The organism is Aeromicrobium sp. HA (genome assembly GCF_027171405.1).
GTDB lineage: Bacteria > Actinomycetota > Actinomycetes > Propionibacteriales > Nocardioidaceae > Aeromicrobium > Aeromicrobium tamlense.
In genome coordinates this window covers 3,249,481-3,262,900 of the sequence record NZ_CP114372.1, presented here as the reverse complement: position 1 = coordinate 3,262,900, position 13,420 = coordinate 3,249,481, and the positions used below count along the sequence as shown (strand labels likewise).

Below are 13,420 nucleotides of genomic sequence, written 5' to 3'. Positions count from 1 at the left end.
GATGACGACCAGCACGGGCATCCGCGTCGCGATCGACGGCGCCGTCGCGACGATCACGCTCGCTCGACCGGACCGCCTCAACGGTCTGTCGCGCCGCGTGCTCGCCGCACTGCTCGAGACGGTCGAGCACTGTGTCGAGACTCCCGAGATCCGTGCGCTGGTCCTCACCGGGGAGGGACGCATGTTCTCGGCTGGAGCCGATATCGACGAAGTTCGTCACGATGCCCGGTCCGGCGGCCGATCGAGCGACGCGGTGGTGGACGACGCGCGTCTCGGGGCTCGTCTTTGCGCAGCGCTTGAGTCCCCTGAGCTCGTTACGATCGCTGCCGTGCACGGCCGGGCCGTCGGGGGCGCCGTGGCGCTCCTGGTGTCATGCGACCTACGCGTGCTCGCCGAGGACACGCTGGTCTCGGTGCCGGAGCTCGCCATGGGCGTACCCCTGGCTTGGGGCGCTATGGAGCGGTTGATCCGAGATCTCGGACCAACCGCCGTACGCGACCTGCTCCTGACGGGACGGTCCATGCGAGCCGACGAGGCGCTCAGCCGTGGACTGGCCACGGCCGTGGTGCCAAGTGCCGAGGTGATGACGCACGCGCGCCGGCTCGCCGACATGAGTGCGGCGCGCCCGAGCTTCGCTGTGACCGCGACGTTGCGCCGTATCCTGGCGCTCGCGGACCACAGCACGGCACTCGGCGTTGACGACGAGGCCGTCACCCTGGCGCGTGCGGTCCTCGAGCCCGACGCCGTGGCTGCGACGCAGGCGTACCTGACGGCGGTTGCCGACCGCGGCTCCCGCGGAACTGGACAGCCGGCATGACGGCCGCGACCCACGACCACGCGGTCGACGGCCTGACGATCGACGGCCTCCTGCAACGGGCCGCGCGCCTCTGGCCAGACCAAGTCGCGTACGTGCACGCAGACACGAGGCTGACATGGTCGGAGCTCGCGCTCGAGGCGGATCGACGCGCCCGGGCCTTCATCGGCTGGGGCGTACGGCCTGGCGATCGCGTCTCGATGTGGATGAGCAACACCCTCGACTGGATCTTGGTCGAGTTAGGGCTGATCCGCGCCGGCGCAGTCGTGGTGCCGGTCAACACGGGCTTCACCGTCGACGAGGCGGCGTTCGTGGTCGGACAGTCCGACTCGGTCCTCCTGATCGCCACCGCATCGCTGCGCGGTCGCGAACTGGGACGAGAGGCGGTCGCCGTTGCGGCCCACCCTGACGTGGACGTGCGGGCCGTCCTAACTGTCGGCGGCAGCACTGACGGGGCGACCACGATCGAGGACTTCCTGATCGAGGCTCCGGACGCTGGCGCCGCTGCGTCGCAGGCTCGTGCCGAGGCAATGAGCCCGGACGACATCGCGCTGATGCTCTACACCTCCGGCACCACCGGGTTCCCCAAGGGCGTCATGCACTCACACCGCGTGATCGGGAACCTCGAGGACGTCGCCGATCGGCTCCGCCTCCGGTCCGACGATGTCGCGGTGATGTACCTGCCGCTTTTCCACATCTTCGCGCTCGGTGCCACCATCACGTTCATGGTGCGCGGCGCCCGGCTGGTGCTCATGGAGGTCTTCGACGGTGAAGCCTCGCTGGATCTGATGGAGCGCGAGAGGGTGACCCTCGTCTACGGGGTCGCGCCGCACTACCTGGACCAGATCCGTCACCCCAGCTACGCCAAGCGTGACCTCGCCACGATCCGACTGTGCATCGCCGCCGGCACGGGCGACCTCGTCCGGATGGTCTCGGACCAGATGGCGCCGGCCATCAACGTGTACGGCATGACCGAGACGACCTCGATGACGTCGTTGGGGGACATGGATGACGCGATCGAGCTGCGCGCAGACACGGTGGGACGGACCTTGCCCAAGTCGACCGTGAAGGTCGTCGACCCACATGGTGCCCCGGTCCCGAACGGAGTCGTCGGGGAGCTGTGGGTCAAGGGTCCGCCCGTCATGCAGGGCTACTACAAGCTGCCCGATGTGACGGCCGAGGCGATGGGAGACGGGTGGTTCCGCACCGGCGACGCGATGACGGTCGACGAGCTCGGCTACCTCCGTTTCGTGGGCCGCATCAAGGAGATGTTCAAGGTGGGCGGTGAGAACGTCGATCCCATCGAGGTGGAGACGGTCTTGATGCGGCACCCTGGCGTCGCCTTCGCGGCGGTCCAACCAGTACCTGACGAACGGCTGGGGGAGGTCGGTCTGGCGCACGTCACTGCCCTGCCCGGACATGCCTTGGAGATCGACGAGCTGCGAGCGTTCGCGCGCGACCACTTGGCGTCGTTCAAGGTGCCTCGCCACATCGTCGTGGTCGAGCAGATGCCGATGACCGCCAGCGGCAAGGTGCGAAAGTTCCTCTTGCGCGACGCGTTCATCGCATCCATGGCCGCTTCCTGAACGCTTTGCCCTCCGACCTTGAAGGAAATACTCATGACCCTGAAGCCCCACCGATTCAACGAGCAGGAGCTGCGTGCCGCACTGGCTGAGGCCAACCTTCCGACCCTCTTGATGGTCATGTTCCAGCTCAGCGGCGAGCGGAAATGGCTTGAGGAGCCGTTCCGGCCGCAGCGCACGCGTGGCATCGCCGACAATGATGCGGGCGGGTTCTCGACCGAGGTGCAGGAGACGATCCGCAGCGCCGCCTTCGACATCCTGACGGAGTGGAGCAACGGCGCTCCCATGGCCCACCCGACACCAGACGCCTCGATGCTCGTGGAGATGATCACGATCTGCATGGGCGAGGAGGTCCCCGAGGAGTTCGGACCGATGTTCGCCGAGGACATGCGCGCGATGGCCGAGGGCGGCCGACCGCGCAAGGTCGTCGAGGGCGCCGGCGAGCTCTCCGTCGCGATCATCGGTGCCGGTGTCTCCGGCATCGCGGCCGCGGTCGAGATGCGGGCCTCCGGGATCACGCCCGTCATCTTCGAGAAGAACCCGGACGTCGGAGGCACCTGGTATGAGAACCGGTACCCGGGCTGCGGCGTCGACACGCCGAGCCACGTCTACAGCTTCTCCTTCCAGCAGCGCCGATGGTCGACCTTCTTCGGGAAGCGCGACGAGGTCTTCGCCTACATGCAGGACGTCGCAAAGGACACCGGCGTCCGAGACCTGGTGCGGTTCGACACCGAGGTCGTCGCAGCGACCTTCGATGAAGCCGCCCAGCGGTGGCGGCTCGAGGTGCGCACGGCCGATGGCCGGACCGAGCAGCACGAGTTCCACGTCTTGGTCACGGCTGTCGGGCAGCTCAACCGTCCGGCTGTCCCTGCGATCCCCGGGGCGGAGACCTTCGCCGGAACACAGTTCCACTCGGCTCAGTGGCCGGAGGGGTTCGATGTGTCGGGTCTGCGGCTGGGAGTGATCGGCGCAGGCGCCAGTGCAATGCAGATCGTCCCAGCGGTCGCCGACTCAGTGGCGCATCTGTCCGTCTTCCAGCGCTCCCCGCAGTGGGTGGCCCCGAGTGACAACTACGCGGACCCGGTGTCCGACAGCGTCAATTGGCTGCTGGACCACGTCCCGAACTACCAGCTCTGGTACCGCCTGCGTCTGTTCTGGCTGATCAACGATCGGCTCTACCCGTCACTGCGCGTCGATCCCGAGTGGGCTCACCCGGAGCGATCGATCAACGCCATCAACGACGGCCACCGCCGCGCCTTGACCCGGTACATCGAAAGCGAGCTTGCGGACCGGCCGGACCTCCTGGAGAAGTCGTTGCCGAGCTACCCCCCGTTCGGGAAGCGCATGCTGCTGGACAACGGTTGGTACAAGGCGCTGAAGAAGCCCGACGTCGAGCTCATCACCGACGGCGTCGCGTCGATCACGCCCGAGGGTGTCGTCACGGGAACCGGCGAGACCGTGGACCTGGACGTCATCGTCTACGCCACGGGGTTCGAGGCGAAGAAGATGTTGTACCCCCTCGACATCCGCGGTCGGGGAGGCGTCAGCATCCGCGAGCGCTGGGGGGACGACGACGCCCGTGCCTACTTCGGCATCACGACTCCGGACTTCCCGAACATGTTCATCATGTACGGACCGAACATCAACCTCGGTCACGGCGGCAGCTACATGTTCGCCGGAGAGTGTCAGGCACGCTACATCACGCAGCTCTGCACCGAGTTGGCCCGGCGGCACGGCGGCACGGTTGAGGTGCGCCAGAACGTCCACGACGATTACAACGCCCAGATCGACGCGGAGCACGCCCAGATGATCTGGAGCCACCGCGGCATGGACACGTGGTATCGCAACGCGGCCGGACGGGTGGTCACGAACTCGCCGTGGCGCGTCGTCGACTACTGGGCCATGACGAACGTGGTCGACTTCGACGAATTCGACTTCGAGGCCCCCGTGGACGCCAACCCGGCGCTCTCAACCCACTAGCAATGATCGTGGGCTCGCCTGCTCTCATCACCGCGAGTGATGAGAGCAGGTCGAGCACTGAACTCGAAGAGAAAGGCTGCAGCGTTGTCGGTGCTGGAAGGTGTGACGGTCGGTGTGCTGGGTGGGACGGGTGCACAGGGGCGTGGCCTCGCGCTGAGGTGGGCTGCCGCGGGCATCCCGGTCGTGCTGGGCTCGCGTGACGCGGCGCGGGCCGAGGCTGCGGCGAAAGAGCTCGTGGACCTGCTTGCCGATTTCGGTACGCCGGACGCACAGGTGACGGGCGCGGACAACGCCGTGTGCGCAGCGCGGTCCGACGTGGTGGTCGCAGCCGTCCCGTGGGAGGGTCACAGCGAGCTGCTCGCCCTGTTGGCCTCCGAGCTCGAGGGCAAGGTCGTGGTCGACTGCGTGAACCCGATCGGGTTCGGCAAGACCGGCCCCTTCCCGCTCGACGTGGCCGAGGGCTCGGCAGCGCAGCAGGCGCAGGCGGTGCTCCCCGGATCACGCATCATCGGCGCGTTCCACAATGTGTCTGCCGTCGTGCTGGCAGACATGTTGCAGACAGAGGTGGACACCGACGTGCTGGTTGTCGGCGAGGAGCGTGCCGACACCGACCTGGTCATCGCCCTGGCCGAAGCGATCCCCGGCGTGCGGGGGCTGTTCGGCGGACGCCTGGGAAATGCCGGACAGGTCGAGAAGCTCACCGCGAACCTGATCGCGATCAATCGTCGCCACAAGACCCACGCGGGCATCCGCATCACCGGCCACGGCCTGTAGCCTCATGAGCACTCCCCTGCCCTTCCCCTCGTTCCCCGCCGAGCGGGTCCTCGAGGCGATGCCGACCGCGGCGCAGGTGCGGCGAGCGGTGGTGCGGGCGGAGGCGGGAAAGACCCTCGACATCGGTGAGGTCACGGCTCTGCTCGCGGCGAACGGTGAGCACCTGGACCGCTTGATCGCAGTCGCAGGTCGGGTGCGCGACGCCGGGCTCGAGGCGCTCGGTCGACCTGCCACGGTCACCTTCTCCCCCAAGGTATTCGTGCCGATCACGCGGCTTTGTCGGGACCGGTGTCACTACTGCACTTTCGTGGCTACGCCGAATCAGCTCGCAGCTGACGGTCGGGCCATGTTCCTGAGCGTGGACGAGGTACTGGAGATCTGCCGCGCAGGTGCGGCTGAGGGATGCACCGAGGCCCTGTTCACACTGGGAGACCGACCCGAAGACCGCTGGCCCGAGGCGAAGCAGTGGCTCGCCGAGGCCGGCTACGACTCGACGCTGGAGTACGTCCGGGCGCTCGCGATCCGGGTGTTGGAGGAGACCGGCCTACTGCCCCACCTCAACCCGGGGGTCATGTCATGGGCGGAGATGAACCGGCTCAAGCCGGTCGCCCCATCGATGGGGATGATGCTCGAGACCACCAGCCGCCGCCTGTTCGAGGAGAAGGGGCAGGTGCACTACGGGTCGCCCGACAAGGACCCGGCTGTCCGCCTGCGAGTGTTGGAGAATGCCGGGCGTCTAGGTGTGCCGTTCACGACCGGGATCCTGGTCGGCATCGGCGAGACGCTGACGGAACGTGCTGAGAGCCTGTTCGCTATCCGCCGTGTACATCGTGAGCACGGTTCGATCCAGGAAGTCATCGTGCAGAACTTCCGCGCGAAGCCCGACACCGCCATGCGCTCGGCCGACGACGTCGGGCTGGACGAGTACCTTGCCGCGGTCGCGACCGCGCGAGTCGTGCTGGGCCCTTCGATGCACATCCAAGCGCCGCCGAACCTGGTCGACCTGGACGAGTGCCGCGCACTGCTGGCTGCGGGGGTGGACGACTTCGGCGGCATCAGTCCCGTCACGCCGGATCATGTCAACCCGGAGAGGCCGTGGCCAGACCTTCGCGTGCTGACAGAGTTGTGTCGCGGGAGCGGTTTCGAGCTACGGCCACGTCTGACGACGCATCCCGAACTGCTGAAATCCCCCTGGATCGACCCTCGTCTGCGAGCTCATGTCGACGCACTGCGCGGCCCGGATGGCCTGCTGGCCGACGACGTGAGTCCGGTGGGCATGCCGTGGCAGGAACCCGACGGCGGCCTCGAGACGACCGGCCGCTCGGACCTCCACAGCAGCATCGACACAACCGGCCGTATGGGCGACCGGCGCGGTGACTTCGACGAGGTCTACGGGGACTGGTCCGTCCTGCGCAACAAGGTCAAGGGTGCACCAGCACTGTTCGGTGCGGCGTTGGGTACCGATGTCGCCGCTGCACTTCAGGTCGCGGAGTCAGCACCCACGACCCTCACGCATGCTCAGACCGAGACCCTGCTACGTGCCGAAGGGCCGGCCCTGGAGGTCGTGTGTGAGCTTGCCGATCAGATGCGCGTTGACGCAGTCGGTGAGCCGATCGGCTACGTGGTCAACCGGAACATCAACTTCACCAACGTCTGCTACACCGGCTGCCGCTTCTGCGCGTTCGCCCAGCGCAAGTCCGACGCCGATGCCTATTCGCTGTCGTTCGACGAGATCGCGACGCGCGTGGCCGAGGCGCGGCAGGCCGGCGCGACCGAGGTCTGCATTCAGGGCGGCATCGACCCCGATCTGCCCGGCGACACCTACGCACGCATCGCGCAGACGGTCAAGGCGACCGACTCCGACATGCACGTGCACGCGTTCAGCCCGATGGAGGTCATGAACGGCGTCGCACGCACCGGCCTCTCGGTGCGAGACTTCCTCCTCTCGTTGAAGGAATCGGGCGTCGACTCCCTGCCTGGCACGGCGGCGGAGATTCTCGACGACGAGGTTCGCTGGATCCTGACCAAGGGCAAGCTCCCCACCACGCAGTGGATCGACGTCATCACCACGGCACACTCCGTCAGCCTGCCCACGACCGCAACGATGATGTACGGACACGTCGACCATCCCGGCCACTGGGCCACCCATCTCGGTGTCATCGCCCGCATCCAAGAACAGACTGGAGGCTTCACCGAGTTCGTGCCGTTGCCGTTCGTGCACCAGTCGAGTCCGATCTACCTCGCCGGCGTCGCGCGCCCCGGCCCTACCGTTCGCGACAACCGCGCGGTTCACGCCGTCTCGCGCATCCGCCTGCATGGCCTGATCGACCACATCCAGTGCTCTTGGGTCAAGCTCGGTCCGGACGTCTGCACCGAAGTCCTCCGCGGTGGCGTTGACGACCTCGGCGGCACCCTCATGGAAGAGACCATCAGCCGCATGGCCGGCTCCACGAACGGCTCACGCAAGAACGTCGACGAGCTCATCGCGATGGCCCACCTCGCCGGCCGACCCGCCGTCCAACGCACCACCCTCCACGACCGACTCGAGGAGACACGCGTGGGGCACGCATCCAGGAAGGAAGCACCATGACTGGCTGGACTGTCGTCGTTCCACTCAAGCCCCCCCGCCTCGGAAAGTCGCGTCTGCAGGTCCCCGTCAGGCTTCGCCAGTCACTGGCGGAGGCTTTCGCACTTGACACGCTTGCCGCCGTGCACGAGTGCGCTCTCGTGTCTGACGTCGTCCTCGTGACCGCTGACGCCGCCGTCAGCAGCCGAGTTGCTCCGCGTGCCGGGTGGACGGTCCTGGAGGACCGACCCCTCCTGAGCCGAGGGGGTCAGAACGCCGCGATAGGAATCGGGATCGCTTGGGCTCGGGCTCGGCGCGCGGACAGTCCGCTCGCCGTCGTCTCCGCAGACCTGCCGTGCCTGACTACCTCGGTCCTGACCGACGTCCTTGGCCGCGCCCACGTTGAGGCTCCGACCTTCGTTGCCGACGCGGAGGGTGACGGGACCACGATGCTCATGGCGCCAACACCGGTCGCGCTCCGGCCCGCCTTCGGTGCCGGATCGGCCCACCGGCACTCTCGGCTCGGGTACGAGAAGCTCCTGGAGGTCGATGTGCGCGTCCGGCGCGACGTCGACACGGTCGCGCACCTCGCCGAGGCGAGGGCACTGGGTCTTGGTGCGAAGAGCACGGCGGCGTGGGAGGACCACATCTCGACCCGAGCCGCGAAGCCAGCGAAGGCGGACCAATGACCACGAGCCTCCCGGAGTGGTTCGTCGAGGCCTTGAACACCGAGCCCGAGGAACGACAGGTGCTGGTCGATGGGTGCCACGTCGCCTACCGGGCCTGGGGCGATGGGGACGGTCCGCCCGTCGTCCTCGTGCATGGCGGCGGCGCGAACGCCTCCTGGTGGGACCACATCGCTCCTGCACTTGCGGCGGATCGACGTGTCATCGCGGTGGACCTCTCGGGCCACGGCGACAGTGGCCGCCGCGACGCCTACGACCTTCGGCTATGGGCGGACGAGGTGTTGGCCGCGTCGGACGATGCGAACCTCGTGAGCCCGGTGGCGGTGGGGCACAGCCTGGGAGGGCTGGTGGCCCTGGACATGGCAACCCGTGACGTCGTCCCGGCCCTCACGATCGTGGTGGACTCTGCCATCACCGATGCCGCCCGACGCGAGTGGCTGTGGATGAGACGCATCACCGCCAAGCCGGTGGTGCACTACACCGATAGGAACCAACTTCTCGAGCGGTTCACCCCGACCCCTCCCGATGCGGCGAACCGGCCGTACATTGTCGAGCACATCGCGGCTCGCTCGATCACGCTGGCGACTGAGGGCTGGCGATGGAAGCTGGACCCAGGCATCTTCGCCCGGCCTGTGTCGGACGCCTTGGACTTGGCGCGGGTTCAGGGTCGTGTCGTCGTTCTTCAGGCCGAGCGGGGCACGGCTCGGACCCCATTTTCCAAGGCCGAGCTGGAGATCCTCGGCCCTGACGCCACCGTGGCCGTGGTGCCCGACTCCGGTCATCACGTGATGGTCGACCAGCCGGAGGCGCTGATCGACCTCGTGCGTCAGCACGTCTCAGCCTACGACGCAGCGCGGTTCTGAGTCGAACGGAAGCTCGCTGTCCCGATCGCGGAGCAACTCCGCCAGATCATGCGAACTATTGACATAAATTCGTCAGTCCCTCAGGATCGGCATGTGACGCACGTCGCACGAGCGGCGTGAGCGGCACGCGACGAGAGGATGGCTCGTGGGGAACTCGACAACAGAAAGACCATGGGTCGTGGGCGTCGACGTCGGAGGCACGTTCACCGACATCGTGGCTCTCCACGCGATCAGCGGGGAGATCCGGGACGGTAAGGTCCTCACGACTTCCGAGCAGGAGATCGGCGTTCTCGAGGCCATTCGACAGGTGGAGATCGATCCGGTCGAGGTCGGAGAGCTGGTGCATGGCCACACGGTGGGCATCAACGCCGTACTGAGCCGCGCGGGCGCCACGACAGCACTGCTCGCCACCGACGGTCACCGCGACCTACTCGACATCGGTCGCATGAATCGGGAGTTCGGCCCCGCGTTCTATGACCCGACGTGGCTGCGGCCGCACCAGGAACGTCCCATCGTCTCGCGTGAGCGCCGCGTCGGCGTGCCGGAGCGGATGTCAGCCGAAGGCGAGGTGGTGCGCCCGCTCGATGAGGGTGCCGTGCGCGAAGCGGCCATCGAGCTCAAGAAGGGCGGCGTCGAGAGCGTGGGCATCTGTTTCGTCAACGCCTACAGCAACGCTGACCACGAGCAACGCGCGGCCGCCATCGTGCGAGAGGTGCTTCCTGACGCCTACGTGCAGACATCGTCGCTGTACTCGGTGACCAAGGAGCACGAGCGCACCACGACGGTCGCCCTCGACGCCTACGTCGGGCCCGCCGTCACGCACTACTTGCACAGACTCCGGGGGCTGCTCGGCACCGCGGGCTTCGATGGGCTGTTGTGGATCATGACGATGAACGGCGGCGTGTCCACGATCGAGCACGCGGCGACTGCCCCGGTCTTCCAGCTCGTCTCTGGGCCGGTGGGCGGTGTGGCGGGTTCCGTCCGTCTGGCGCAGACTGCAGGTCCGGAGAACCTGCTCACGATGGACGTCGGGGGCACCAGTACCGATGTCGCGAGCATCGTCGGAGCGACGACGCCGTTGACCGACCTCTGGACTGTCGAGCAAGGTCTGACGTTGACGATGCCTCTCGTCGACGTGGGCAGTGTGGGGTCCGGCGCGGGCAGCATCATCTCGGTGGACGCGCTGGGTGCCCTGCGGGTCGGACCGGCGTCGGCCGGCTCCGTCCCAGGTCCGGCGTGCTACGGGCGCGGAGGTTCCGAACCCACCCTGACCGATGCGTGCGTCGCCCTGGGCATCCTGCAACCGGACCTGTTCGCCGGCGGCGCCATGAGCCTCGACGTCGGCCTTGCCCATAAGGCGCTCGCTTCCGTGGGCGAGGACCTCGGACTGGACTCGAACCGACTGGCGCTGTCCGCCTACGCGGTCGCCTGCGAGGACATGGCCGCGAAGATCCGGTCGGTCTCGGTCTACCGTGGCATGGATCTGCGTGACTTTGCCCTCCTCCCCTTCGGTGCCGCCGGACCGATGCTGGCCAACCAGGTCGCCGAGATTCTCGGGGTCGACACGATCGTCGTCCCTTACAATCCCGGCCAGTTCTCGGCCCTCGGCCTGCTCGGCAGCGACCTTCGCGTGACGACGGCGACGGCTCCCATGACCGTCCTGTCCGCTGATGCGGCCCCCGATCTGGAACGGTCGTTCGCGGCGATGGAGGAGAGCATCCGGAACGACCTGATCGCCGAGGGCCTCGACGTGACCGACCTTGACTTCGAGCGTGCCTACTTCGGGATGTACGTCGGGCAGACATGGGACAACCGCCAGCGCCTGGACGACGGGCCCGTCACCGCCGACACGGTCGCCGCGGCGGTCGAGGAGTTCCACAGCTTCTACCAGCGCACCTACGGGTTCTCGGCGCGCGAGCTCCCCATCACGTGCACGAGTCTCGAGGTCACGGGCGTGATCCGTCGCAGCGTCGACGCGACACGCCGGACGCTCCCGAGCCCGGGCCGGTCGTCCTTCGTCCGCAGCGCCACCGTCACCGCGGTGGGTCATGGTCCGATGGGCGCCGAGGTCCACCGCCGCGAACTCCTCACGCTCGAGGAGCGGATCGTCGGCCCGGCACTGGTCGTGGAGCGCTACGCCACGACATTCGTCCGACCCGGGTGGTCGGCGCGTGTACGGGAGGACGGCTGTCTGATCGTCAGCCGCGACGACAAGGGAGGACTCTGATGACCACCGCGCCCGAGGAGACGCCGGACGCCACGTCCGCCGGTCTCTACGACACCATCCGCTACGGCCTGATCGAGATCGCCCGCGAGATGAACTTGTCACTGATGCGAAGCGCCTTCTCGCCTGTGGTACGGGACATCTTGGACTGCACGACGGCGCTCCATCTCAAGACCGAGAACGGCTGGGAGATGGTCGCCTGCTTCGAGGGCTGCATGCAGCACGCCTTCACGTCGCAGCACATCGCCAACTTCACGATGGACGAGTGGGACCTCGAGCGGACTCGGCCGGGAGACGTCATCTTCGTCAACGATCCCTGGCGTGGCGCGATCCACCAGTCCGACATCAACCTCCTTCGGCCGATCCACGTCGACGGAGAGGTAAGAGCGGTACTGCACTCCACGTCCCACGTCGTCGACCTCGGCGGGCCGATTCCGGGTGGCTTCTCGAACGGAGTGGAGACTGCTTTCGAGGAGCAGCTGAAGTTCCCGCCGACTCTGCTGTACGCCGACGACGTGCCCGTCCGACCCGCGTTCAACTACCTGTTGGAGAACACGCGCGTGCCGTCCATGCTCTTGGGCGACATCCGCGCGCTCTATGGCTGCCTGGTCGTGGGGGAGGGACGCTTCCGCGACCTCCTCGGACGCTATGGCACCGACACGGTCTTCGCGGCCGCCCAGCATGCCATCGACGTGACCGAGGCAAGCATGCGGGCCGGTATCCGCGAGATTCCCGATGGTGACTACCGGATCGAGGACTTCCTCGACGACGACGGCGTGGTGGTCGAGCCACTACCGATGGTGGTCACCGTCAAGGTTCGCGGTGACTCCATGGAGATCGACTTCTCCGGCACCGGCCGCCAGCCGCGCGGCAATGTGGGCACGGCATGGGTGGAGGCCACGCGATGCATCGAGGCCGTAAAGATGCTGGTGGACCCGGAGCCGCCAGTCAACAGCGGCACTCTGCGGCCGATCGAGACCATCCTGCCGCCAGGCAGCGCGGTGTGCGTCCTGCCCCCGTCGAGCTGCTCCAACCACATGGACGTCGGCTCGCGATCGATCAACATGGTCGTCAAGGCGATTTCAGGCGCGCTGGTCTCCAGATCCATCGCCGCCGACTCCGGCACCTGCGCGACGATCGTCATGGGCGGCATCGACATGCGCCCCGGACGCGAGGGCCAGCAGTGGGGTTCCTTCGCGGGACCGGGCGGCGGCTGGGGCGGCACCTGGAAAGGCGACGGCCTGTCGTACTGCATCGCACCGATCGGCAACTGCCGGACCTCGGTGCACGAGCACGCGGAAGCCGAGTCACCGACCGTGATCGGGCAGATGGAGGTCATGCCCGACTCCGCTGGTGCAGGTCGACACCGAGGTGGATTCGGCGGCATCTACACCCTCGTAGCCCTCTCCGACACCATCCTCACCATCACGTCTGACCGGGTGCGCCACGGCGCTGACGGTGTCCTTGGCGGAGGTCGGGGGATGTCGTCGTACGCCTGGTACATCCCGCAGTTCGACTGGGACACCCACATGGATCCGCGACTGCTCACGGGACTTGAGCCACTCTATGGCGCCTTCGACCAGCACGGAGTGCCGGACGCCGATCACGGTTCGGTGTACGGCGGAGCGACGCACAGCACGGGCAAGATCGCCGGCCTGGTGGTCCGGGCCGGCGACGCCGTGCGTGTCCTGATCGGTGGCGGCGGCGGGTGGGGCGACCCCTTGGAACGAGAGCTCATCGCCGTAGGCAAGGACGTCAGGGATGGACTGTACTCGCCGGAATACGCCCGAAGAGCCTTCGGCGTGGTCCTGGAGGACGGGGTGCTTCGCTTCGACGAGACCGCGGCGCTGCGTCGCCACCTGGCGGGTGAGCGTGACGCAGGCCGATGGAGCGTCCCGTCCGCCTCACCCGTCGATTGGATCCTCTGACC

9 protein-coding genes are annotated in these 13,420 nt (G+C 67.4%); all 9 read left to right on the top strand.

The features are described 5' to 3' along the window. Position 1 precedes the first annotated feature (1 nt). The 9 genes from O3S82_RS16165 (at position 2) to O3S82_RS16125 (ending at position 13,418) form a co-directional block, all read left to right on the top strand. Positions 2-817 carry an enoyl-CoA hydratase/isomerase family protein gene (locus tag O3S82_RS16165; RefSeq protein WP_269304197.1) on the top strand — a complete coding sequence of 272 codons (816 nt, stop codon included), beginning with the start codon at positions 2-4 and terminating at the stop codon, positions 815-817. Continuing rightward, positions 814-2,400, top strand: a complete 1,587-nt coding sequence (locus O3S82_RS16160) for a class I adenylate-forming enzyme family protein (protein WP_269304195.1) — start codon at positions 814-816, stop codon at positions 2,398-2,400. The genes O3S82_RS16165 and O3S82_RS16160 overlap by 4 nt, the downstream gene beginning before the upstream one ends. A gap of 33 nt (positions 2,401-2,433) precedes the next feature. Then, positions 2,434-4,377, top strand: coding sequence for a flavin-containing monooxygenase (locus tag O3S82_RS16155; protein WP_269304193.1), 1,944 nt, complete (start codon positions 2,434-2,436; stop codon positions 4,375-4,377). Positions 4,378-4,467: 90 nt separating this feature from the next. Continuing rightward, positions 4,468-5,151, top strand: coding sequence for an NADPH-dependent F420 reductase (gene npdG, locus O3S82_RS16150; protein ID WP_269307075.1), 684 nt, complete (start codon positions 4,468-4,470; stop codon positions 5,149-5,151). 4 nt (positions 5,152-5,155) lie between these two features. Continuing rightward, positions 5,156-7,741 carry a bifunctional FO biosynthesis protein CofGH gene (locus O3S82_RS16145; protein WP_269304190.1) on the top strand — a complete coding sequence of 862 codons (2,586 nt, stop codon included), beginning with the start codon at positions 5,156-5,158 and terminating at the stop codon, positions 7,739-7,741. After that, complete coding sequence (gene cofC, locus O3S82_RS16140) at positions 7,738-8,406, top strand: 2-phospho-L-lactate guanylyltransferase (protein WP_269304188.1); 669 nt, start codon at positions 7,738-7,740, stop codon at positions 8,404-8,406. Before O3S82_RS16145 ends, cofC begins: the two co-directional genes overlap by 4 nt. Then, entirely contained in the window at positions 8,403-9,266 is an 864-nt protein-coding gene (locus O3S82_RS16135) for an alpha/beta fold hydrolase (protein WP_269304187.1), read from the top strand. The genes cofC and O3S82_RS16135 overlap by 4 nt, the downstream gene beginning before the upstream one ends. Positions 9,267-9,444: 178 nt before the next feature. Then, positions 9,445-11,493, top strand: coding sequence for a hydantoinase/oxoprolinase family protein (locus O3S82_RS16130; RefSeq protein WP_269304185.1), 2,049 nt, complete (start codon positions 9,445-9,447; stop codon positions 11,491-11,493). Continuing rightward, positions 11,493-13,418: a hydantoinase B/oxoprolinase family protein gene (locus O3S82_RS16125; protein WP_269304183.1), complete on the top strand. Its 1,926-nt coding sequence runs from the start codon at positions 11,493-11,495 to the stop codon at positions 13,416-13,418. Before O3S82_RS16130 ends, O3S82_RS16125 begins: the two co-directional genes overlap by 1 nt. Positions 13,419-13,420: the final 2 nt, after the last annotated feature.

Excerpts from the sequence above, each read along its gene's own strand:
- O3S82_RS16165 (WP_269304197.1), top strand. The coding sequence starts at position 2 with ATGACGACCAGCACGGGCATCCGCGTCGCGATCGACGGCGCCGTCGCG.
- O3S82_RS16160 (WP_269304195.1), top strand. The coding sequence starts at position 814 with ATGACGGCCGCGACCCACGACCACGCGGTCGACGGCCTGACGATCGAC.
- O3S82_RS16155 (WP_269304193.1), top strand. The coding sequence starts at position 2,434 with ATGACCCTGAAGCCCCACCGATTCAACGAGCAGGAGCTGCGTGCCGCA.
- O3S82_RS16145 (WP_269304190.1), top strand. The coding sequence starts at position 5,156 with ATGAGCACTCCCCTGCCCTTCCCCTCGTTCCCCGCCGAGCGGGTCCTC.
- cofC (WP_269304188.1), top strand. The coding sequence starts at position 7,738 with ATGACTGGCTGGACTGTCGTCGTTCCACTCAAGCCCCCCCGCCTCGGA.
- O3S82_RS16135 (WP_269304187.1), top strand. The coding sequence starts at position 8,403 with ATGACCACGAGCCTCCCGGAGTGGTTCGTCGAGGCCTTGAACACCGAG.
- O3S82_RS16125 (WP_269304183.1), top strand. The coding sequence starts at position 11,493 with ATGACCACCGCGCCCGAGGAGACGCCGGACGCCACGTCCGCCGGTCTC.